The organism is Kitasatospora sp. NPDC042419 (assembly GCF_056437345.1).
In genome coordinates, this window is the sequence record NZ_JBWKAW010000009.1 from 13,851 (window position 1) to 39,365 (window position 25,515).

Annotated in this window: 5 protein-coding genes; all 5 read left to right on the forward strand. The window is 75.9% G+C overall.

Annotated elements, in window-relative coordinates; translation table 11 throughout:
* Window positions 1-136 precede the first annotated feature (136 nt).
* The 5 genes from AC067J_RS19050 to AC067J_RS19070 all read left to right on the forward strand — a co-directional run bounded on the left by AC067J_RS19050 (window position 137) and on the right by AC067J_RS19070 (window position 25,495).
* Entirely contained in the window at window positions 137-1,495 is a 1,359-nt protein-coding gene (locus AC067J_RS19050; protein WP_478300600.1) for a lysine N(6)-hydroxylase/L-ornithine N(5)-oxygenase family protein, read from the forward strand.
* A 71-nt stretch (window positions 1,496-1,566) separates the two neighbouring features.
* Entirely contained in the window at window positions 1,567-1,827 is a 261-nt protein-coding gene (locus AC067J_RS19055; RefSeq protein ID WP_478300602.1) for a phosphopantetheine-binding protein, read from the forward strand.
* Window positions 1,828-2,087: 260 nt separating this feature from the next.
* Window positions 2,088-3,080 (forward strand): ABC transporter substrate-binding protein, encoded by a 993-nt coding sequence (locus AC067J_RS19060; protein WP_478300604.1) that lies wholly within the window; start codon window positions 2,088-2,090, stop codon window positions 3,078-3,080.
* A 129-nt stretch (window positions 3,081-3,209) separates the two neighbouring features.
* Window positions 3,210-15,692, forward strand: a complete 12,483-nt coding sequence (locus AC067J_RS19065; protein ID WP_478300606.1) for an amino acid adenylation domain-containing protein — start codon at window positions 3,210-3,212, stop codon at window positions 15,690-15,692.
* Complete coding sequence (locus AC067J_RS19070; protein ID WP_478300608.1) at window positions 15,689-25,495, forward strand: non-ribosomal peptide synthetase; 9,807 nt, start codon at window positions 15,689-15,691, stop codon at window positions 25,493-25,495. The genes AC067J_RS19065 and AC067J_RS19070 overlap by 4 nt, the downstream gene beginning before the upstream one ends.
* The last annotated feature ends 20 nt before the right edge of the window (window positions 25,496-25,515 follow it).

Consider the following 25,515-nt stretch of genomic DNA (forward strand, 5'->3'; position numbering starts at 1 on the left):
CGAACTTGACTCCATGGCTCCGATAAGAGAACTTAGGCAAGCCTTGCCTTAGGTTCTCGGTGGTCACGCCGGGGTTTCACAGGTCCGGAGCTCCACTCCCGGGCCCTGAACGAGCAGTAGACGGAAGGATTGAGTCATGTCGCGCGAGAACGGCGCAATCTACGGAGGTGGCGGCGTCGACGACCTCGTCGGCATAGGCTTCGGCCCGGCCAACCTGGCCCTGGCGATCGCGATCGACGACCACAACCGCCGCAACCCCGAGCAGTCGCTCGGCGTCCGCTTCCTGGAGAAGCAGGAACGTTTCGGATGGCACCGGGGCATGCTGCTGGACGGCGCGACCATGCAGGTGTCCTTCCTCAAGGACCTGGTGACCCTGCGTGACCCGCGCAGCCGCTTCACCTTCCTCTCCTACCTCCAGGAGCGGGACCGGCTGGTCGACTTCATCAACCTGAAGTCCTTCTACCCGACCCGGCTGGAGTTCCACGACTACTTCGAGTGGTGCGCCGCCGAGTTCGCCGCCCAGACCGCCTACGGCCGCCGGGTCACGGCCGTCCGCCCGGTCGAGTCCGCCGGCCGGATCGAGAGCGTCGAGGTCGTCTCCGAGGCGGTCGCCGGAGGGGACCAGGAGGTCCGCCGGGCCCGAAACATCGCGGTCGGCACCGGCCTGACGCCGCGGGTGCCCGCGGGGGTCACCCTCGGCGAGCGCGTCTGGCACGCCCGCGACCTGCTGGTGAAGGCGCCCGCGCTGGCCGGCCAGGAGCTGCGCCACCGCCGGATCGCCGTGGTCGGCGCCGGGCAGTCGGCCGCCGAGGCGGTCGAGTACCTGCACCGCACCTTCCCCGACGCCGAGATCTGCGCCGTCCTCTCCCGCTACGGCTACAGCCCGGCGGACGACAGCCCCTTCGCCAACCGGATCTTCGACCCCTCCGCGGTGGACGAGTTCTACGGAGCGCCCGAGGAGGCCAAGCAGACCCTGCTGCGCTACCACGCGAACACCAACTACTCCGTGGTCGACGGCGATCTGATCGAGCAGCTGTACCGGACCGTCTACCAGGAGAAGGTCGCCGGCCGCGAGCGGCTGCGCATCCTCAACGCCAACCGCCTCACCGGCGTCGGGCGGACCGCGGACGGCGTGCGTGCCGAGGTCCGCTCGCTGACCACCGGCGAGGAGCAGGCCCTGGACTGCGACGCCGTCGTCCTCGCCACCGGGTACACCCACGTGGACCCCCGCGACCTGCTCGGCGACCTCGCCCCCGCCTGCCTCACCGACGAGCAGGGCCGGCTGCGCGTCGACCGCGACCACCGTGTGCTGACCGAGGACCACGTCGACGTGGGCATCTACCTCCAGGGCGGCACCGAGCACACCCACGGGATCACCTCCGCGCTGCTCTCGACCCTCGCCGTCCGCTCCGGCGAGATCTGCGACTCGCTGCTGCTGCGCCAGACCGGCCGCCAGCTGCGGGACCAGAACAGCCGCCTCGGCGTAGCCGGCTGACGACCGCTCCCGGGCCGCCGGCCCGGAGCCGCACCGAACCACCCACCCTCGCGACCGAACGGACCTTCAGCATGAGCGCCAGCACCGCACCGGGCCCGACGGGCTTCGACCCGGACGCCATCCGGGCGGACATCGCCGACATCCTCGGCGAGCGCCCGGAGGACATCGGCGACGACGACGACCTGCGCGACCTCGGCCTCGACTCGATGCGGGTGATGCACCTCGTCGAGGTCTGGCGCGGCCGCGGCGCCCGGGCCGAGTTCGCCGAACTGGCCGACCTCGGCGCCGAGCCCACCGTCGCCGCATGGTCGGCCTACCTGAGCCGCGTCTGAGCCGCGTCCGACCCGCGTCCGACCCGCGCCTGAGCCGCGTCCGACCCGCGCCGCGGTCGGGCCGTACGCCCGACCGGCACCCGAGCACCGCCCGAGCCGCACCCGGGGGCCCACCTCGGACGGCGAGCCCGAGCCCCACCCAGCCGTACCGGAACCGCCGAAACCGCCCGTGCCCCGCAGGCACCGGGCCTCCGGACCCCGGCGGGCTCGCCCCGCACCACCGAACCCGCCGCGCACCGCGTATCACCTCAAGGAGAACCATGAACACCCGTGCCCTGACGTCCCGCAGCGTCAGACTCGCCGCCGTCGCCGCCACCGCCACGCTCACCCTCGCGGCCTGCGGCTCCGACGGCGGGAGCAAGGACGCCGCGGGCACGCCCTCGGCCGGTAGCGCCGCCTCCGGCCCGGTGGTCGTCGAGGCCACCAACGGCAAGATCACCGTCCCGGCCGGCGTCAAGCGCATCGTCAGCGTCTCCTACGCCACCGGCGCACTGCTCGACCTCGGCGTCCAGCCGGTCGGCACCAGCACCATCGACGAGAACAACCCGATGGAGCTGCTGCCCTCGCAGACCGAGGCCGCCAAGAAGATCGAGCCGATCGGCTCCGGCATCGAGATCAACATCGAGAAGGTCGCCTCCCTCAAGCCCGACCTGATCGTCGTCGAGGGCGCCACCGCCTTCGACTGGGGCATCAAGAAGCTCGAAGGCATCGCCCCCACCCTGTACTTCGGCGTCGACACCCCGGTCGACCTGCTGAACGCGCAGGAGAAGATCGCCACCGCCGTCGGCAAGGACGCCGAGTTCAAGAAGCTGAAGTCCGACTACGAGGCCAAGGCCGCGAAGATCAAGACGGACTACGCGACCAAGCTCAACTCCGTCAAGTGGACCATCGCCTCCTCCTACGGCGGCGGCGAGTTCCTGGTCGACACCAGCACCTCCTGGGTCGGCCGGGTCCTCAACGACGCGGGCGCCAAGTTCTCCCAGGCCTCCTCGGACACCAAGGAGCACGAGACCACCTACTCGGTCGAGAAGCTCGACGTCCTCGCCGACGCCGACATCATCCTCGTCCCGAAGATGGCCGCCACCGGCGAGGTCCCGCAGGACACCAAGGACCTCGACAAGCAGCCGTCCTGGAAGAACCTCAAGGCCGTCCAGGCCGGCAAGGTCATCCCGGTCACCTACGCCACCAGCGACCGCTACGGAACCTCGATCAACGTCCTCGACCAGATCGAGACCGTCCTCAAGGGCCTCTAGCCCATCCCCGTCCGGGTGGCCGCCGCCCCGCGCGGCCACCCGGACGGACACCACCACATCGCACCACGCGCACGAGCGCCCCGGGCTGGCACGGTCGGCGGGGCGGCGAACCGGGAAGGGCCGACCCCCATGCCAGAGGCTGGCACGACGACCACGCACGCCGACCAGGACGCTCCGAAGGAGCTGACAGCCGCCCAGGCGGGCATCCTCGCGGCCCAACGGATCGACCCGGACAACCCGGCGTACAACGTCGGCCAGTACGTGCGGATCGCCGGCGAACTGGACGAGCGGCTCCTCGAAGCCGCGCTGCGCCGCACCCTCGCCGAGGCCGACGGCCTGCACATCCGCCTCGCCGAGCACGAGGGCCGCACCGTCCGCCTCCCCGGCGCGTTCGACGCCGCGGCCTGGACCCTGCACCGCCTCGACACCAGCGGCGCCACCGACCCGGTCGCCGCGGCCGTGGCCCTGGTCCACGACCAGCTCGCCGTCCCCACCGTGCTGGAGGGGCCCGACGCGGGCCCGCTCACCGGCGCGCTGCTGGTGCGCGTCGGCCCGGCCGACCACCTGTGGTTCCAGTGGTTCCACCACCTGGTCGTCGACGGCTACAGCGTCGCCCTGTTCAGCCGCCGCGTCGCCGAGGTCTACACCGCGCTCGCCACCGGGGCCGACGTCCCCGACAGCCCGTTCCGCCCCGCCGAGCTGCTCGCCGAGGCCGAACGCGACTACCTCGCCTCCGACCGGCCCGAGGCCGACCGCGCCTACTGGCGCGAGCGCTTCGCCGATCGCCCGGCCGTGGCCGGCCTCACCGAGGCCACCGCCGCGGCCGCCCCCGCCGCCCTGCGCCACCGCACCGAGCTGCCCGCGGACGAGTCCGCGACCGTCCTCGCCGCCGCCAGGAGCGCCCGCACCACCTGGGCCGAGGCCGCCAACGCCGCCTTCGCCGCCTACCTGCACCGGATGACCGGCGCGGCCGACGCCGTCCTCGGCATGCACTTCATGGCCCGCACCGCCCCCGGCACCCTGCGGGTCCCCGGCATGGCCGTCAACATCCTCCCCGTCCGGCTCCCCGTCAGCGGCGCCGACACCTTCACCGCGCTGCTGCGCCGCTCCGCCCAGGAGCTCAAGGACGTCCGCCGCCACCAGCTCCACCGCGGCGAGGAGATCCGCCGCGACCTCGGCCTGGTCGGCACCGACGGCCGCCTGCACGGGCCGATGCTCAACATCAAGCCCTTCGACCTCGACCTCGACTTCGCGGGCAGCCCCGGCACCACCGTCAACCTGGCCTCCGGCCCCGTCGAGGACTTCTCGCTCTCCGTCCACAAGACCCCGGACGACCGCCTGGTCCTGGAGTTCGACGCCAACCCCGAGCTCTACGGCGAGGGCGAACTCGCCCGCCACGCCGACCGGTTCGCCGCCCTGCTGACCCGCCTCGCGGCCGCGCCCGAGCACCCGCTGGCCGACCTGCCGCTGCTCGCCGACGCCGAGCGCCGGGCCGTCCTGCACGACTGGAACGACACCGCCCGCGAGGTCCGCGAGGGCACCCTGGTCAGCCGCATCGCCGAGCGCGCCGCCGCCACCCCCGACGCCACCGCCGTGGTCGCCGAGGGCCGCAGCCTGACCTACGCCGAACTCGACGCCCGCGCCACCGCACTCGCCCACGCGCTGCGCGCCGCCGGCGCCGGCCCCGACCGGGTCGTCGGCGTCGCCGTCCCGCGCTCCGCCGAGCTCATGGTCGCCCTGCTCGGCGTCCTCAAGTCCGGCGCCGCGTACCTGCCGCTGGACGCCGACTACCCGGCCGACCGGCTGGCCCACATGGTCGAGGACGCCGCCCCCGTGCGCGTCGTCACCGTCGGCGCGCTGCTGGAGCGGCTCCCCGAGGCCGCCCGCGCCGCCGCCCTGCTCGTCGACGACCCCGCCGACACCGAGGACCGCCCCGGCACCGCCGAGCGCCCGGCGCTCCCCGAGCCCGGCCCCGACCACGCCGCCTACCTGATCTACACCTCCGGCTCCACCGGCCGCCCCAAGGGCGTCGTCGTCACCCACCGCGCCATCGTCAACCGGCTCGCCTGGATGCAGCACGCCTACCGCCTCGACGCCGACGACCGCGTCCTGCAGAAGACCCCGGCCAGCTTCGACGTCTCCGTCTGGGAGTTCTTCTGGGCCCTGTGCGAAGGCGCCACCGTCGTCCTCGCCCGCCCCGAGGGGCACAAGGACCCCGCCTACCTCGCCGCGCTGATCGCCGAGGAGCGCGTCACCACCCTGCACTTCGTCCCCTCCATGCTGCGCGCCTTCCTGGAGGAGGCCTCGGTCGCCGAGCGCTGCGCCGGCCTGCGCCGCGCCTTCTGCTCCGGCGAGGCCCTGCCCGGCGACGTCGTCGACCGCTGGTACGCGACCCTCCCCGAGGTGCCGCTGCACAACCTGTACGGCCCCACCGAGGCCGCCGTCGACGTCACCCACCACCACACCGCCCCCGCCGCCGGCGTCGTCCCGATCGGCCGCCCGGCCTGGAACACCCGCCTGTACGTGCTGGACGCCGGACTGCGCCCCGCCCCCGTCGGCGTGCCCGGCGAGCTGTACCTGGCCGGCGTCCAGCTGGCCCGCGGCTACCTCGGCCGCCCCGGCCTGACCGCCGGCCGCTTCGTCGCCGACCCGCACGGCGCCCCCGGCGAGCGCATGTACCGCACCGGCGACCTGGTGCGCTGGGCGCCCGACGGCACCGTCGAGTACCTCGGCCGCACCGACGACCAGGTCAAGGTCCGCGGCTTCCGGATCGAGCTCGGCGAGATCGAGGCCGCCCTGGAGGCGCTGCCCGGCGTCGTCCAGGCCGCCGTGACGGCCCGTGAACTGACCCCCGGCGGCGCCCGTCAGCTGGTCGGCTACCTGGTGCCCGCACCCGCCGACGCCGAGGCGCTGCGCACCGAACTCGCCCGCACCCTGCCCGAGCACATGGTCCCGGCCGTCCTGGTCGGCCTCGACGCCCTGCCGCTGAGCCTCAACGGCAAGCTCGACCGCAAGGCCCTGCCCGCGCCCGCCACCGGCGGCGGCGAGGGCGGCGGCGCCCCGCGCACCGAGGCCGAGCACGTCCTCGCCTCGCTCGTCGCCGAGGTCCTCGGCCTGACCGGCGACCAGGTCGGCGTCGACGACAACTTCTTCTCCCTCGGCGGCGACAGCATCTCCGCCATCCAGCTCGGCAGCCGCGCCCGCCGCGCCGGCTTCCAGATCACCCCGCGCGTGGTGTTCGAGCGGCGCACCGTCGCCCGCATCGCCGCCGTCGCCGAGTCCACCCGCACCGCCGGCGCCCCGGCCGCCACCGCCGTCGCCGCGACCGGCCCGCTGCCCACCACCCCGATCAGCGAGTGGCTGCGCGAGCGCGGCGGCCCCGTCGCCCGCTTCGGCCAGCAGACCGTCGTCACCGTCCCCGCCGGCCTCGACCGGCAGCGGCTCGCCGCCGCCCTGGACGCCCTGACCGACCGCCACGACGCCCTGCGCCTGCGCCTGCACGTCGCCGCGGACGGCACCTGGACCCAGGAGGTCCGGCCCGCCGGCAGCGCCCCGGCCGCCGAGCGGCTGCGCCACGTCGAGGTCACCGCCGCGGAACTGGCCACCGCCGCCGCCGCGGAGCGCGAGGCCGCCGCCGACCGCCTCGACCCCGAGCAGGGCGTCGTCCTCCAGGCCGTCCACCTCGACGCCGGCGCCGACACCCCCGGCCTGCTCGTCCTCGCCGCCCACCACCTCGCCGTCGACGGCGTCTCCTGGCGCATCCTGCTGCCCGACCTGCGCGCCGCCTACGAGGGCCGCGCCCTGGAGCCCGTCACCACCCCGCTGCGCGCCTGGACCCGCGGCCTCGCCGACGCCGCCGCCGGCGACCGGGTCCGCGCCCAGCTGCCCCTGTGGCAGGCCGTGCTGGCCGACGGCAGCGGACCGCTGCTCGGCGACCGCCCGCTCGACCCGGGCCGCGACACCGCCGCCACCACCCGCCGGCTGCGGCTCACCCTGCCCGCCGCCCGCACCGCGCCGCTGCTCGGCGCCGTCCCCGCCACCCACCGGGCCGGCGTCGACCACGTCCTGCTCACCGGCCTGACCCTCGCCCTGCTCGCCCGCCGCCGCGCCCGCCTCGGCGCCGACGCCCGCCCCGACCTGCTGCTCCGCCTGGAGGGCCACGGCCGCGAGGACCACCTCGTCCCCGGCGCCGACACCGCCCGCACGGTCGGCTGGCTCACCAGCGAGTTCCCCGTCCGCCTCGACCTCACCGGCGTCGACGCCGACGCCGCGCTCGCGGGCGGCCCGGCCGCCGGCCGCGCCCTCGCCCTGGTCAAGGAGCAGCTGCGCGCCCTGCCCGACGCGGGCGCCGGCTACGGCCTGCTGCGCCGGCTCGACGCGCCGTCCACCGCGGCCCTCGCCGACCTGGCCGAGCCCCAGCTGCTCTTCAACTACCTGGGCCGCTTCGCCGTCACCGGCGAGGAGTGGACGGCCGCCCCGCAGACCGGGGACGCCGTCACCGCCTCCGCCGACGCCGCACTGCCCTGCGCCCACGCGCTGGAGATCGGCGCCTTCGTCCACGACGGCGCCGACGGCCCCGAGCTGACCGTCCAGCTGTCCTGGCCGCACGGCGTGTTCGGCGAGGACGCCGTCCGCGAGATCGCCGACGGCTGGTTCGCCCACCTCGACGCGCTCACCCGCTACGCCGAGCGCCCCGACGCCGGCGGCCTGACCCCCTCCGACGTGCCGCTCGCCCCCGTCACCCAGGCCGTCCTGGACCGCCTGGCCGAGGAGTACCCCGACACCGAGGACGTCCTGCCGCTCTCCCCGCTCCAGGAGGGCCTGCTCTTCCACACCCTCCTCCAGGACGAGCAGGGCGCCGACGACCTCTACACCTCGCTCACCTCGCTCGACCTGCGCGGCCCGCTCGACCGCAGCGCCCTCGTCCACGCCGTCGACGCGGTCGTCAACCGGCACACCGCGCTGCGCGCCGGCTTCCTCGGCGACGGCCTGCCCGAGCCGCTCCAGCTGGTCGCCGGCCGCGTTCGGGTGCCGTGGACCGAGCACGACCTCACCGCGCTGCCCGCCGACCGGCAGGACGCCGAGACCGCCCGCATCGAGGGCGACGAGGCCTCCCGCCGCTTCGACCTGGCCCGGCCGCCGCTGGTGCGCTGCGCCCTCGTCGCGCTCGGCCCCGACCACCACCGGCTGGTCCTGACCCGCCACCACATCGTCATGGACGGCTGGTCCACACCCGTCCTGCTGCGCGAGCTCATCACCGCGTACGGAGCCGGGGGCGACGCCGCCGCGCTGCCCGCCGCCGCCCCCTACGCCGACCACCTCGGCTGGCTCGCCGCCCGCGACACCGGCGCCGACACCGCCGCCTGGCGGCACGCCCTGGCGGGCCTCGCCGCACCGACGCTGCTCGCCGACAGCCTCGGCACCCCCGCCGCCGGACCGGCCGCCGCCGGCCACGAGATCGACCTGCCGATCCCCGCCGAGCTGTCCGCCGCCCTCACCGCGACCGCGCGCGAGCACGGCCTGACCCTCAACACCCTGGTCCAGGGCGCCTGGGCGGTCCTCCTCGGCCGCCTCACCGGGCGCACCGACGTGGTCTTCGGCGCCACCGTCTCCGGCCGCCCCGGCGACCTGCCCGGCGTCGAGTCGATGGTCGGCCTGTTCAGCAACACCGTCCCGGTGCGCTTCGAGCCGGACGAGGACGAGCCGGTCGGGCGGATGCTGGTCCGCCTCCAGGCCCAGCAGTCCGCCCTGCTCGACCACCAGTACCTCGGCCTCGCCGACATCCAGGCACTGGCCGGCCACGGCACCCTCTTCGACACCCTGCTGGTCTTCGAGAACTACCCGGTCGACCCCGACCACCTGACCGCCCGCGGCCTGCGGGTCGCCGGCATCGGCAACCGGGGCGCCACCCACTACCCGCTCACCGTGCTCACCCTCCCCGGCGAGGCCCCGCAGCTGACCGTCGAGTACCGCCCCGACGTGTTCACCGCCGCGCAGGCCGCCGCCGTCGGGGAGCGCCTGCTGCGCGTGCTCACCGTCATCGCCACCGCGCCGGACACCGCCGTCGGCGCGCTGGACGTCCTCTCCGCGGACGAGCGCCGCACCGTGCTGGAGGAGTGGAACGCCACCGGGCGCCCGGTGCCCGAGGGCACCGTCGTCGACGCCTTCGCCGCCCGCGCGGCCGCCATGCCCGCGGAGACCGCCGTCGTCTTCGGCGACCAGCGCCTCGACTACGCCGAACTCGCCGCCCGCGTCGACCGCACGGCCCGCCACCTCGCCGCGCTCGGCGCCGGTCCCGGCCGGGTCGTGGCGCTGGCCCTGCCCCGCTCGGCCGACCTGGTCGCCGTCCTGCTCGGCGTCCTCGCCTCCGGCGCCGCCTACCTGCCGATCGACCTCGACCACCCGGACGAGCGGATCGCGCTGATGCTGGAGGACGCCGACCCGCTGCTCACCCTGAGCACCCCCGAGGTCGCCGACCGCCACCCTGCGCTGGCCGCCCACGGCAAGGGCGTCGTCACCCTCGCCGAACTCGGCACGCTGAGCGCCGAACCGGCCCGCCCGCACGCCGACGACCTGGCGTACGTCATCCACACCTCCGGCTCCACCGGCCGCCCCAAGGGCGTCCAGGTGCCGCACCGCGGCCTGGCCAACATGCTGGAGCACCACGGCGGCACCGTCTTCGCCCGGGCCGTCGCCCAGGCCGGCGGGCGCCGCCTGCGCGCCGCGCACACCGCCTCGTTCTCCTTCGACTCCTCCTGGGAGCAACTGCTCTGGCTGGTCCAGGGGCACGAGCTGCACGTCTACGGCGAGGACCTGCGCCGCGACCCGCAGGCGCTCGTCCAGCGGCTGCTCGCGGACCGCATCGACACCCTCGACGTCACCCCGTCGTTCGGCCAGCAGCTCGTCGAGTGGGGCCTGCTGGACTCCGAGCGGCACCGCCCGCTGCTCTTCCTGGTCGGCGGCGAGGCCGTCGGCGACGCCCTGTGGACCCGCATCCGGGAGACCGGGGGCGTGCTCGGCCACAACTTCTACGGCCCGACCGAGTACACCGTCGACACCCTCGGCGCCGCGCTCGACGACAGCCCCACCCCGTTCGTCGGCCGCCCGATCGGCAACACCCGGGTGTACGTGCTGGACGGCCGGCTGCGGCCGGTCCCGGCGGGCGTCGCCGGCGAGCTGTACATCGCCGGCCCCGGCCTGGCCCGCGGTTACGGCAACCGGCCCGCGCTCACCGCGAGCCGCTTCGTCGCCGACCCGTTCGGCGCCCCCGGCACCCGGATGTACCGCACCGGCGACGTCGTGCGCCACCGCCCCGACGGCAGCCTCGACTACCTGGGCCGCGACGACGACCAGGTGAAGATCCGCGGCTTCCGCGTCGAGCCCGGCGAGGTCGAGGCGGCCCTCGCCGCCCAGCCCGGCGTCGCCCGGGCCGCCGTCCTGGCCCGGACCGGCGGAGGCGGCGTCAAGCGGCTGGTGGGCTACGTCGTCGCGGCCCCCGGGGCCGTCGCCGACCCCGCCGCCCTGCGCGCCGCCCTCGCCGGGGAGCTGCCCGAGTACATGGTCCCGGCCGCGATCGTCGCGCTGCCCGCGCTGCCGCTGAACGTCAACGGCAAGCTCGACCGGCAGGCCCTGCCCGAGCCCGGCGCCGACGCCTTCGCCGCCCCGGCCGGCCGCGCCCCGCGCACCGAGCGGGAGGCCGTGATCTGCGGCGTCTACGCCGAGGTGCTCGGCCTGCCCGCGGTCGGCACCGACGACGACTTCTTCGCCCTCGGCGGCCACTCGCTGCTCGCCACCCGGGTGATCGGCCGGCTGCGGGCCGCGCTCGGCACCGAGGTCGCCGTCCGCGACCTGTTCGAGACCCGCACCCCCGCCGGCTTCGCCGGCCGCCTCGACGGCGCGGCGACCGGCCGCACCGCCCCCGCCGCCCGCCCGCGCCCCGAGCGGATCCCGCTGTCCGCCGCCCAGGCCCGGCTCTGGTTCCTCCACCGCCTCCAGGGCCCGAGCACCGCGTACACCATCCCGTGCGCGCTGCGGATCGACGGCGAGCTGGACGCGGACGCGCTGCGCGCCGCCTTCGCCGACGTGCTGGCCCGTCACGAGGCGCTGCGCACGGTCTTCCCCGACCACGAGGGCCGGCCGTTCCAGCGGATCCTCGACGCGGAGAGCGCCGGCGTCCCGTTCACCGTCACCGAGGCCTCCGGGCACCGCCTGGACGCCGAGGTCGCCGCCGCCGGCGCGTACGCCTTCGACCTGGCCACCGAGATCCCCGTCCGGGCGACCCTGGTGACCGCCGGCCCGGCCCGGCACGTGCTCAGCATCGCGCTGCACCACATCGCCGGCGACGAGTGGTCCGAGGGCGTGCTGCTGCGCGACCTCGACCTCGCCTACGCCGCCCGCCGCTCCGGCACCGACCCGGTGTTCGCGCCGCTGCCGCTGCAGTACGCCGACCACGCGCTGTGGCAGGGCGAGCTGCTCGCCGCCGCCGAGGGCCCGGGCGCCGACCAGACCCGCTACTGGACCGAGCGGCTGGCGGCCCTGCCCGCCGAGCTGGCGCTGCCCGCCGACCGGGCCCGCCCGGCCGAGGCCAGCGGCCGGGGCGGCGCCGTCCGGCTCCGCCTGCCCGACGAGCTGCACACCGCCCTGCGCGGCTACGCGCAGCGCACCGGGGCGACCCCGTTCATGGTCACCCAGGCCGCCGCGGCGCTGCTGCTCGGCAAGCTCGCCGGCACCACCGACGTCGCGCTCGGCACCCCGGTGGCGGGCCGCACCGACGAGGTGCTGGAGTCCGTGGTCGGGTTCTTCGTCAACACCCTGGTGCTGCGCCACGACCTGTCCGGCGACCCGAGCTTCGACGAGCTGGTGGCCCGCTCCCGGGAGACCGTGCTCGGCGCGCTCGCCCACCAGGACCTGCCGTTCGACCGCCTGGTCGAGATCGTCAACCCGGAGCGCTCGCTCGGCCGCCACCCGCTGTTCCAGGTGATGGTCCAGCACCGCCGGGAGGCCGACGGCCTCGACCACCTGCTCGGCGCCGCCACCGCCCTGCTGCCCGACCCGGTCCACGCGGCCCGCTTCGACCTCGCCTTCACCTTCGTGGAGGCCGCCGACGGCAGCCGCACCGACCTGACCGTCATCCACGCCGACGACCTGTTCGACCGCGCCACCGCGCGGCTGTTCGGGGCCCGGCTGATGCGGGTCATGGAGCAGGCCTTCGCCGCCCCCGAGCGGCCGGTCGGCCGGATCGAGCCGACCGCCGCCCAGGAGCGCCGCGGCCTCGCGGGGGAGTGGAACGCCACCGCCATCCCGGTGCGCGAGGGCACCCTCGTCGACCGGATCGCCGAGCGCACCGCCGCCACCCCGGACGCCGTCGCCGTCGTCTTCGAGGGCACCGAGCTGACCTACCGGCAGCTGGACGAGCGGGCCGGCCTGCTCGCCGGCGCGCTGACCGCCGCCGGCGCCGGGCCCGACCGGATCGTCGCCGTCGCCGTCCCGCGCTCCGCCGAGCTGATGGTCGCCCTGCTCGCCGTCCTCAAGGCCGGCGCCGCCTACCTGCCGCTGGACACCGAGTACCCGGTCGAGCGCCTCACCGGCATGGTCGAGGACGCCGCCCCGGTGTGCGTGCTCACCGTCGCCGGCCTGGAGGACGGCCTGCCCGCCGTGCCGGGCGTCCCGGTGCTCACCGTCGACGCCCGGGCGCAGCGGCCCGCGGCGCCCGCCGCCCCGGACGCCGACCACGCCGCGTACGTCATCTTCACCTCCGGCTCCACCGGCCGGCCGAAGGGCGTCGTGGTCAGCCACCGGGCGATCGTCAACCGGCTCGACTGGATGCGCGAGGTCTACGGCGTCACCGCGGCCGACCGGTTCCTGCAGAAGACCCCGGCCAGCTTCGACGTGTCGGTCTGGGAGTTCTTCCTGCCGCTGGTCAGCGGCGCCCGCGTGGTGCTGGCCCGCCCCGGCGGCCACCGCGAGCCGGAGTACCTGGCGGCCCTGGCCGCCCGCGAGTCCGTCACCGCCTGCCACTTCGTGCCGTCGATGCTCTCCGCCTTCACCGGCGCCGCCGAGCAGGACACCGCCGTCCGGGAGGGCTTCGCGGGCGTCACCCGGGTCTTCTGCTCCGGCGAGGCGCTGCCCGCCGCCGCGGTCGACCGCTTCCTCGCCCTGTGGCCGCAGATCGAACTGCACAACCTGTACGGCCCCACCGAGGCCGCCGTCGACGTCACCTACCACCGCGCGTGGGCCGGCTCCGGCGTCGTCCCGATCGGCCGCCCGGTCTGGAACACCCGCCTGCACGTCCTCGACGCCCGGCTGCGGCCGGTCCCGGTCGGCGTGCCCGGCGAGCTGTACCTGGCCGGCGTCCAGCTGGCCCGCGGCTACCTCGGCCGCCCCGGCCTGACCGCCGGCCGTTTCGTCGCCGACCCGCACGGGGTGCCCGGCAGCCGGATGTACCGCACCGGCGACCTGGTGCGCCGCCGGGTCGACGGCGAGGTCGAGTACCTCGGCCGCACCGACGACCAGGTCAAGGTCCGCGGCTTCCGGATCGAGCTCGGCGAGATCGAGTCCGCGCTCGCCGCCGTGCCCGGTGTCGGCCAGGCCGCCGTCACCGCCCGCGCCCTCACCGAGGGCGGCGCGCGCCTGCTGCTCGGCTACGTCGTCCCGCAGGCCGGGGCGGGCGTGGGCGGCGACGCCGTCCGCGCGGCCGTCGCCGCGGTGCTGCCCGAGCACATGGTGCCGGTGGTGGTGACCGTCCTGGACGCGCTGCCGCTGAGCGTCAACGGCAAGCTCGACCGCAAGGCCCTGCCGGCCCCCGGCCGGCGGACCGAGCAGGCCGCCCCCGCGGCCTCCGGGCCCTCCCCGGCCGCCGCCCTGGCCCGGGTCTTCGCCGAGGTGCTCGGCCTGGCCGAGGTCGGCGAGGACGAGAACTTCTTCGCCCTCGGCGGGGACAGCATCGTCTCGATCCAGCTGATCAGCCGCGCCCGCAAGGCCGGCTACGACCTCGCCGCCAAGGACGTCTTCCAGTACCCGACCCCGGCCGCGCTGGCCGAGGCCAAGGGCCTGACGGCCGCCCGCCCGGCCGGGCAGGCCGCCCCCGCCGGCACACCCGCCGCCGTCCCCGCCGACGGCGAACTGCCCGCCCTGCCGGTCGTCCACTGGCTGCGCGAGCGCGGCGGCCCCGTCGACCGGTTCAACCAGTCGGTGCTGGTCACCGTCCCGGCCGGCCTGCGGGAGGAGCCGCTGCGCGCCGCCCTGGCCGCCCTGGCCGGGAACCACCCGGCGCTGCGGCTGCGCCTGGACCGGACCGACGGCCTGTGGACCCAGGAGGTCCTGCCCGCCGGCCAGGCCCCGGCCGCCACCGAGCCGGACACCCTGCGCCGGGTCGACGCCCGCGAGGGCGACCTCGCCGCGCTGCTGACCCGGGAGGCCGACGCGAGCGCCGCCGCGCTCGACCCCGCCGCCGGCCGGGTCCTGCGCGCCGTCTGGTTCGACGCGGGCGAGGACCGCGACGGCCGCCTGCTGCTGACCGTCCACCACCTGGCGGTGGACGGCGTCTCCTGGCGGACCCTGCTGCCGAACCTGGCCGCCGCCTACCAGGCCCTCGCCGGGGGCGCGCGGCCCGCCCTCGAACCGGAGGCGTACGGGCTGCGCGCCTGGGCCGGGCACCTGCTGACGCACGCCCAGGAGCGGGCCCGGGTCGCCGAGGCCGCCCACTGGCGCACCGCGCTGGCCGGTCCGTCCGGGCCGCTGGCCCACCTCGCCGCCGACCCCGCCCGCGACACCGTCGCGACCGTGCGCACCCTGCGCCGCACACTGCCCGCCGACCGCACCGCCCCGCTGCTCACCGAGGTGCCCAAGGCGTTCGGCGCCGGCGTGGACGACGTCCTGCTCGCCGGACTGGTGCTCGGCGCGGCCACCGCCCGCCCGGGCACCGCCCCGGCCCTCCAGGTCGACCTGGAGGGGCACGGCCGCGGCGGCCACGACGGGCTCGCCCCCGACCTCGCGGGCACCGTCGGCTGGTTCACCACCGTCCACCCCGTCCGGCTGGACCTCGACGGGATCGACCCCGCCGCCGCGCTCGGCGGCGGCCCGGCCGCCGGCCAGGTGCTCAAGCAGGTCAAGGAGCAGCTGCGGGCCGCGCCCGACAAGGGCCTCGGCTTCGGCCTGCTGCGCCACCTCAACCCGCAGACCGCGGCGGTGCTGGCCGGCGCGCCGCGCTCGCAGGTGCTGTTCAACTACCGGGGCCGCGCCGACGGCGCCGCCGGACCGCTGGGCGGCTGGCCGCTCGCCCCGCAGCCCGAGCGGGACGCCGTCGCGGCCGGGGCCGGCCCCGACCCGCTGATGGCCGCCGGCTACCCGCTGGAGATCGACGCGGTGGTCCGCGCCGGCGCCGACGGGCGGCCCGAGCTGGCCGTCGAGTGGAGCTGGCCGCAGGCCCTGCTGACGGAGGCCGAGGTCGCCGTGCTCGCCGACGCCTGGTTCGCCGCCCTGGACGCGCTGGCCCGGCACACCGCGGGCGGCGAGGCCGGCGGGGTCACCCCCTCCGACCTGAGCCTCGTCTCGCTGAAGCAGGCGCAGATCGACCGGCTGGAGTCCCGGCTGCGCGGGCGGCGCCGCCGATGAGCAGCACCCCGGCGGCGCAGCCCCGGCCGGCACCGCCCCAGGCGCCCGGGCCCCAGCGGCCCGGGCCCGGGGCGGACCCGTCCCGGACGCCCCACCCCGACCCGACCGACCACCACGTCCCCACCACCACCAGGACCGAGAACACCGTGATGAACGACTCCACCGCACCGATCGACGACCCCCAGGCCGAGGGCGCGGCCGTATCGGACCTGGAGGACGTCTACCCGCTGTCCTCGCTCCAGGAGGGCCTGCTCTTCCACTCGCTGTACGACGACGGCGCCCGCGACGTCTACGTCGTCCAGTCCCACCTGGACCTCGCGGGCCCGATCGCCACGGCCCGCCTGTCCGCCGCCCTGGACGCCCTGCTCGCCCGCCACGCCAACCTGCGGGCCGGCTTCTGGTACGAGGACCCGGAGGCCGTCGTCCAGTTCGTCCAGCGCACCGTGGACACCCCGCTGCGCGAGGTCGACCTGACCGCCCTCCCCGGCGGGGCCCAGGACGCCGCCGTCCTCGCCGCCATGGACGAGGACTGGCACCGCCGCTTCGACCTGGACACCCCGCCGCTGCTGCGCCTCGCCCTGCTGCGCCTCGGCGAGGACCGCTCCCGGCTCGTCCTGACCTGCCACCACCTGCTGCTCGACGGCTGGTCCATGCCGATCGTCTTCCGCGAGCTGCTGGCCCTGTACGGCTCCGCCGGCGACCTCGCGGTGCTCCCCGCCGTCCGCCCCTACAAGGACCACCTGGCCCTGCTGGCCACCCGCGACACCGCCGCCGCCGAGGCCGCCTGGAGCACGGCGCTGGCCGGCTTCGAGCAGGCCCACCCGGTGGCGCCGGGCGCCGCGGCCGCCACCGCCGTGGAGCCCGGCCTGGTCACCCGGTACGCGGACGCCGACCTGTCCGGCCGGATCGCCGCCGCCGCGCGCGGCCGCGGCCTGACCCTCGGCAACGTCGCCCACACGCTGTGGGGCGTCCTGGTCGGCTCCCTCACCGGCACCACCGACGTGGTGTTCGGCACCACCGTCTCCGGCCGCCCCGACGACCTGCCGGGCGCCGAGTCCATGGTCGGCCTGTTCATCAACACCGTGCCGGTCCGGGTCCGGCTCGCCCCCGGCGACACCCTGGCCGGCGCCGCCGCCCGGGTGCAGCGCGAGCAGGCCGAGCTGCTGGCCCACCAGCACCTCGGCCTGGGCGCGATCCAGCGCCGCAGCGCGGTCGAGGGCGACCTCTTCGACACCCTGCTCGTGGTGGAGAACTACCAGGGCGGCGGCGACGCGCTGCGCGACAACCTGGGCGGGGCCGACGGCGCGGGACACGGCCTCGCGATCACCGCGCTCGGCGCCCGCGACGCCACCCACTACCCGCTCGGCGTCACCGTGCTGCCCGGCGCCGAGCTGCGCGTCGAACTGGAGTACCGGCCCGACCTGTTCGAGCAGGCCGAGGCGGAGCGGCTCACCGACCGCTTCCTCGCGCTGCTGACCGCCTTCGCCGCCGACCCCGAGCTCCCGCTCGCCCGGCTCGCCCTGCTGGACGGCGCCGAGCGCGCCGCCCTCGACACCACCGTCGCCGGCCGCCCGACCGACCCGGCGCCCGCCCTGGTGCCCGAACTGCTCACCGGCCTCGCCGCGCGCACCCCGGACGCCACCGCCCTGGTCGGCCCGGCCCTCGCGGGCGGCACCGCCGCCCTCACCTTCGCCGAACTCTCCGGGCGCGCCGACCGGCTGGCCCGTCTGCTGCTCGGCCGCGGCCTCGGCGCCGAGCGGGTCGCCGCGCTGGCCCTGCCGCGCTCCGCCGACTCCGTCGTCGCCGTCCTGGCCGTGCTCCGGGCCGGCGGCGCCTACCTGCCGCTCGACCTGGACCACCCCGACGAGCGCCTCGCCCTGCTCCTCGACGACGTGCGCCCCGCCGTCGTGCTGACCACCCGCGAGGTGGCCGGCCGGCTGCCCGCCGCCCCCGGCACGGCCACCCTGCTGCTGGACGACCCGGCCACCGCCGAGGCCCTGGCCGCGCTGCCCGCCGGCCCGCTGGGCGACACCGAGCGCGGCGGCCCCGTCGACCCCGCCCAGGCCGCCTACGTCATCCACACCTCCGGCTCCACCGGCCGCCCCAAGGGCGTCGTCGTCCCGCACGCCGCCCTCGCCAACCTCGCCCACGACCACCTGACCGGCGTCTTCGCCGAGGCCGCCGACGGCCGCCGGCTGCGCGCCCTCAGCGTCGCCTCCTTCTCCTTCGACTCCTCCTGGGACCAGCTGCTCTGGCTGCTCGGCGGCCACGAGCTGCACGTCCTCGGCGACGCGGAGCGCCGCGACGCCGAGACCGTCGTCGGCTACGCCCGCGAGCAGCGCGTCGACGTCCTCGACCTCACCCCGACCCACGCCCAGCAGCTGCTGGACTGCGGCCTGCTCGACGGCGCCCACCGCCCCTCCGTGCTGCTGCTCGGCGGCGAGGCCCTGCCGCAGCCGCTGTGGAGCCGGCTGCGCGGCACCCCCGGCCTGCGCGCCCTCAACTACTACGGCCCCACCGAGTTCACCGTCGACGCGCTGCTCGCCGACCTCGCCGACAGCGACACCCCGAGCGTCGGCCGCCCGCTCGCCGGCGGCCGCGCCTACGTCCTGGACGCGCTGCTGCGGCACGTCCCGGCCGGCTCGCCCGGCGAGCTGTACCTGGCCGGCGTCCAGCTGGCCCGCGGCTACCTGGACCGCCCCGGCCTGACCGCCGAGCGCTTCGTCGCCGACCCGTACGGCGCCCCCGGCACCCGGATGTACCGCACCGGCGACCTGGTGCGCCGCCGCCCCGACGGCACCATCGACTACCTGGGCCGGGTCGACGACCAGATCAAGATCCGCGGCTACCGGATCGAGCTCGGCGAGATCGAGGCCGTGCTCGCCGAGCAGCCCGGCGTCGCCCACAGCGCGGTGCTGGTGCGCTCCGGCGCCGTGGACCGGGTGGTCGCGTACGTGGTGCCCGCCGCCGGCGCGAGCCCGGACACCGCCGCCCTGCACGAGGCCGTCGCGGCCCGCCTGCCCGAGTACATGGTCCCCTCGGCGTTCGCCGTCCTGGACGCGCTGCCGCTGACCGTCAACGGCAAGCTCGACCGCAACGCCCTGCCCGACGACGCCCTCGACTACACCGGGGTGTCCGCCGGCCGGGCCGCCGAGACCGAGACCGAGCAACTGCTCTGCGAGCTGTACGCCGAGGTCCTGGGCCTGCCCGCGACCGGCGCCGAGGACGACTTCTTCCGCCTCGGCGGCGACTCCATCTCCTCCATCCGCCTGATCGGCGCCGCCCGCGCCGAGGGCCTCCCGCTCAGCCCGCGCGACGTCTTCGAGGGCCGCACCCCCGCAGCCCTGGCCGCCCTCGCCGACGCGCGCGGCGCCGCCGCCGAGGCCTCCGCCCTGCCCGAGCTCCCGGCCGCCACCGAGGCCGAGCTCGCCGCCGTCCGCGCCGCCGCGCCCAAGCTGGAGATCGAGGAGGTCTGGCCGGTCTCCCCGCTCCAGGAGGGCCTGCTCTTCGAGGCCGGCTACGACGACCAGGCGCTGGACGTCTACACCTCCCGCGACCTCGTCACGCTGACCCGCCGGGTGCCGCTGGAGACGCTCCGCTCCGCCGTCGCCGCCGTGCTGGAGCGCCACCCCAACCTGCGGGCCGGCTTCCTCCAGGACGGCCCGGAGCGCCCGGTGCAGTTCGTGCCGCGCGCCGTCGACGTGCCGCTGACCGAGACCGACCTGTCCGCGCTCACCCCCGCCGAGTTCGAGGCCGAGCTGGGCCGGCTGACCGAGCGCGAGGCCGCCACCCGCTTCGACCTGGCCGCCCCGCCGCTGCTGCGCCTGGTGTCGGTGCTCGCCCCTGGCGGCGGGCAGCGCATCCTGATCACCAACCACGCCCTGCTCTGGGACGGCTGGTCGGCCGGCCTGTTCCTGCAGGAGCTGCTGACCGGCTGCGCGGGCGCCCCCGCCCCCGAGCTCGGCCTGCCCTACCGGGACTTCCTGCGCTGGCTGACCGCGCAGGACGCCGAGCAGGGCCGCGCCGCCTGGCGCGAGGCGCTGGCCGGCCTGGCCGAGCCCACCCTGCTGGCGCCGCAGGCCCGCGAACGGGCCGCACTGCTCCCACAGGAGGTCACCGCCGGGATATCCGCCGAGCTGACCGCCCGGATCGCCGCGTTCGCCCGCGAGCGCGGCCTGACCCTCAACACCGTGCTCTCCGGCGCGTGGGGCCTGCTGCTGTCCGGCCTGACCGCCCGCGAGGACGTCGTGTTCGGCGCGACCGTCTCCGGCCGCCCGGCCGAGCTGGCCGGCATCGACGCCACCATCGGCATGTTCCTCAACACCGTGCCGGTCCGGGCGCGGCTGGACGGCGCCGAGAGCGTCGCCGCCTTCCTCGCCCGCCTCCAGGACGAGCAGACCGGCCTGCTGGCGCACCACCAGATCGGGCTCGGCGAGATCCAGCGCGGCACCGGCTTCGGCCGGCTCTTCGACACCCTCCAGGTGCTCCGCAACACGCCCGCCGACCAGGGCGTCCGGGACCGCATCCGGGAGAGCCTCGGCGTCCAGGACGTCGTCGACGTCGACGCCACGCACTTCCCGCTGATCTTCATCACCAACCCGGGCGAGGCGCTCTCCTTCGAGTGGAAGTTCCGCCCGGACGTCTTCGAGCGCGCCACCGTCGAGGCGCACGCCGAGCGACTGGTCGCCCTGCTCCACCAGATCGTCGACCACCCCGACCGCCCGGTCCGCGCGCTGGACGTGCTGACGTCGGGTGAGCGGGGGTTGCTGGGGGAGTGGGCGGCGACGGGTCGTGAGTTGCCGGCGGCGTCGGTGGCGGACCTGTTGGCGGAGCGTGCGGCGGCGGTGCCGGACGAGGTGGCGCTGGTGTTCGGCGCGTCGTCGTGGACGTACGCGGAGCTGGACGCGCGGGTGAACCGGCTGGCGCGGCTGTTCACGGCGCGCGGTGCCGGCCCGGAGAAGGTGGTGGCGCTCGGGCTGCCGCGTTCGCTGGAGATGGTGGCGTCGCTGTTCGCGGTGCTGCGCTCCGGTGCGGCGTACCTGCCGCTGGAGCTGGACTACCCGGTCGAGCGGCTCGCCTTCATGGTCGAGGACACCGCCCCGGCCTGCCTGATCACCGACTCCACCGCGGCCGCCCTGATGCCGGCCCACGACAACACCGTGCTCCTCGACGACGAGTCCGTCCTGGCCGAACTGGCCGGCCTCTCCGGCGAGCCGTACCGGGCCCCCTACGACCCGGACGCCGCCGCGTACGTGATCTTCACCTCGGGCTCCACCGGGCGTCCGAAGGGCGTGGTGACGCCGTACCGCGGTCTGACCAACATGCAGCTGAACCACCGGCAGGAGATCTTCGACCCGGTGGTCGCCTCGGCCGGCGGGCGCCGTCTGCGGATCGCCCACACCGTGTCCTTCTCCTTCGACATGTCGTGGGAGGAACTGCTCTGGCTGGTCGAGGGCCACGAGGTGCACGTCCTGGACGAGGCCCTGCGCCGCGACACCCAGCGCCTGGCCGACTACTGCGCCGAGCAGGCCGTCGACGTCATCAACGTCACCCCCTCCTACGCCCAGGCCCTGGTGGAGTGCGGCCTGCTGGACGAGGGGCGGCACCGCCCGGTGCTGGTCCTGCTCGGCGGCGAGGCCGTGGCCGAGACCCTCTGGTCCAAGCTGCGCGACACCCCCGGCGTCCTCGGCTACAACCTGTACGGGCCGACCGAGTACACCATCAACACCCTCGGCGGCGGCACCCTCGACTCGGACACGGCGACGGTCGGCCGACCGATCTGGAACACCGTCGCCCACGTCCTCGACACCCACCTGCGGCCCGTCCCCGTCGGCGTCCCCGGCGAGCTCTACGTCTCCGGCGTGGGCCTGGCCCGCGGCTACCTGAAGCGCCCCGGCCTGACGGCCGAACGGTTCGTCGCCGACCCGTTCGGCGAGCCCGGCGCACGCATGTACCGCACCGGTGACGTGGTCCGCTGGCGGGCCGACGGCCTGCTGGACTTCCTCGGCCGGGCCGACGACCAGGTGAAGATCCGCGGCTACCGGGTCGAGCCCGGCGAGATCGAGGACGCGATCGCCGCCCACCAGGACGTCGCCCAGGCGGCCGTGGTGGTCCGTGAGGACACCCCCGGCGTCAAGCGCCTCGCCGCCTACCTCGTCCCCGCCGGCGCCGGGGTCGACGTCGCCGAGGTGCGCAACGGCCTCGCCCAGCGCCTGCCCGAGTACATGGTCCCCTCGGCGTTCGTCGTCCTCGACGCACTGCCGCTGACCGTCAACGGCAAGCTCGACCGGGGCGCCCTGCCCGTCCCCGACACCACCTCCGCCGGCCGCGCCCCGCGCGACGCCCGCGAGGAGATCCTCTGCGGCGCCTTCGGCGAGGTGCTCGGCCTGAGCGAGGTCGGCCCCGAGGACCACTTCTTCGACCTCGGCGGCCACTCCCTGCTCGCCACCCGCCTGGTCACCCGGATCCGCACCCTGCTCGGCGGCCGCCTCACCGTCCGCGACCTCTTCGAGGCGCCCACCCCCGCCGGGCTGGCCCACCGGGCCGGCGGCGACGGCGAGCAGCGACCGGCCCTCGGCCGCCGCGATCGGCCGCAGGACCTGCCGCTCTCGCACGCCCAGCGCCGGATGTGGTTCCTGCAGAACCTCGACGACTCCGGGGCCACCTACAACGTGCCGCTGGTCGTCCGGGTGACCGGCGCCCTGGACACCGACGCCCTGCGCGCCGCCGTCCGCTCGGTGACCGACCGCCACGAGAGCCTGCGCACCGTCTTCACCGAGCGCGACGGCTCCGTCTTCCAGCGCGTCCTGGACGCCCCGGCCCTCGCGGACGCCGTCCACGTCGTCCGCTCCGGGGAGCAGACCCTGGCCGCCGACGTCGAGGCCGCCGTCCGCCACGGCTTCGACCTCTCGGCCGAGGCGCCGCTGCGCGTCACCCTGCTGGAGATCGCCCCCGAGGACCACGCGGTCGTCCTGCTCTTCCACCACATCGCCGGCGACGAGTGGTCGATGCTCCCGTTCATCGACGACCTGACGGCCGCGTACACCGCGCACGCCGCCGGGACCTCCCCGGCCTGGCCGCCGCTGCCGGTCCAGTACGCCGACTACACGCTGTGGCAGCAGGAGCTGCTCGGCGACGCCGACGACCCGCAGAGCCTGCACACCCGCCAGGTCGCCTACTGGCGCGAGGCCCTGGCCGGGCTGCCCGAGGAACTGCCGCTGCCGACCGACCACCCGCGCCTGCCGGTGGCCGGCCACCGCGGCGACACCGTGTACGCCCAGGTGCCGCCCGCCGTCTACCGGGGGCTGCGGGAGGCCGCCCGGGCGACCGGCACCACCACCTTCATGGTGCTCCAGGCCGCAGTCGCGACCCTGCTGCACCGCCTCGGCGCCGGCACCGACATCCCGCTCGGCGCGCCGGTGGCCGGCCGCTCCGACGCCGGGCTCGACGCCCTGGTCGGCTTCTTCGTCAACACCCTGGTGCTGCGCAACGACCTGTCCGGCGACCCGACCTTCGCGGACCTGCTGGTCCGCACCCGGGACACCGACCTGGCCGCCTTCGCCCACCAGGACCTTCCCTTCGACCGGCTGGTCGAGGCGGTCAACCCGCCGCGCGTGCCCGGCCGCCACCCGCTGTTCCAGGTGATGCTCGGCTACCAGCACAACGACGGCCAGGGCGGCCGGCTGCTCGGCCTGGAGAGCCGCATCCTGCCCTTCGAGCTGGGCGCCGCGAAGTTCGAACTCGACTTCAACTTCGAGGAGACCTCCTCGGCCGAGGAGATCGACATCGCCTTCGAGTACGCCACCGACCTCTACGAGCGGGCCACCGCCGAGAGCCTGGTCGAGCGTCTGCTCGCCGTCCTGGAGCAGGTCGCGGCCGACCCGCAGCGCCGGATCGGCGCGCTGGACGTGCTGACGTCGGGTGAGCGGGGGCTGCTGGGGGAGTGGGCGGCGACGGGGCGTGAGCTGCCGGCGGCGTCGGTGGCGGACCTGTTGGCGGAGCGTGCGGCGTCGGTGCCGGACGAGGTGGCGCTGGTGTTCGGCGCGTCGTCGTGGACGTACGCGGAGCTGGACGCGCGGGTGAACCGGCTGGCGCGGCTGTTCACGGCGCGCGGTGCCGGTCCGGAGAAGGTGGTGGCGCTCGGGCTGCCGCGTTCGCTGGAGATGGTGGCGTCGCTGTTCGCGGTGCTGCGCTCGGGAGCGGCGTACCTGCCGCTGGAGCTGGACTACCCGGTCGAGCGGCTCGCCTTCATGGTCGAGGACACCGCCCCGGTCTGCCTGGTGACCAGCTCCGCCGCCGTCGACCGGATGCCCGACGCCCCCGGCGTCGAGCGGCTGCTGCTGGACTCCCCGGAGACCGAGGCCGAACTCGCCGCCCTGCCCGCCACCCCGCTCGGCCTCACCGTCGACATGGACGCCGCCGCGTACGTGATCTTCACCTCGGGCTCCACCGGGCGTCCGAAGGGCGTGGTGACGCCGTACCGCGGTCTGACCAACATGCAGCTGAACCACCGGCAGGAGATCTTCGACCCGGTGGTCGCCTCGGCCGGCGGGCGCCGTCTGCGGATCGCCCACACCGTGTCGTTCTCCTTCGACATGTCGTGGGAGGAACTGCTCTGGCTGGTCGAGGGCCACGAGGTGCACGTCCTCGACGAGGCCCTGCGCCGCGACGCCGAGGCCCTCGCGGCCTACTGCGCCGAGTACGCGGTGGACGTCATCAACGTGACGCCCTCCTACGCCCAGGCACTCGTCGACCGGGGCCTGCTGGACGAGGGGCGGCACCGCCCGGTGCTGGTCCTGCTCGGCGGCGAGGCCGTGGCCGAGACCCTCTGGTCCAAGCTGCGGGACACCCCCGGCGTGATGGGCTACAACCTGTACGGGCCGACCGAGTACACCATCAACACCCTCGGCGGCGGCACCCTCGACTCCGACACCGCCACTGTCGGCCGGCCGATCTGGAACACCGTCGCGCACGTCCTGGACGGCCACCTGCGGCCGGTCCCGGTCGGTGTCCCCGGCGAGCTGTACGTCTCCGGCGTGGGCCTGGCCCGCGGCTACCTGAAGCGCCCCGGCCTGACGGCGGAGCGGTTCGTCGCCGACCCGTTCGGCGAGCCCGGCGCACGCATGTACCGCACCGGTGACGTGGTCCGCTGGCGGGCCGACGGCCTGCTGGACTTCCTCGGCCGGGCCGACGACCAGGTGAAGATCCGCGGCTACCGGGTCGAGCCCGGCGAGATCGAGGACGCGATCGCCGCCCACCAGGACGTCGCCCAGGCGGCCGTGGTGGTCCGTGAGGACACCCCCGGCGTCAAGCGCCTCGCCGCCTACCTGGTGCCAGGTGAGGGTACCCTTATCGAGGCCACCGAGATCCGGCGTATGCTGGCGTCCCGGCTGCCCGAGTACATGGTGCCGTCGGCGTTCGTCGTCCTCGACGAACTGCCGCTGACCGTCAACGGCAAGCTCGACCGCAAGGCCCTGCCGGAGCCCGGTGCCGAGGACTACACGTCCTCGGGATCGCAGCGCGAACCCCGGTACCCGAGCGAGAAGGCGGTGCACGCGGCGTTCGCACAGGTGCTGGGCATGCCCGCGCTCGGCATCGACGAGAACTTCTTCGACCTCGGCGGCCACTCGCTGCTCGCGATGTCGCTGCTCCAGCGGCTTCGCGCGGAGTTCGAGGGCGACATCTGCCTGGCCGACCTGCTCGCCAGGCCGACCGTCGCGGCCCTGGCCGACTTCCTGGTGGACCGGCTGGTCCACGACGCCCTCGGAGCGGAACCGGGCGACGGCACCGCCTGCTCCGGCTGACCGTCACCGTCCCCTTCCCC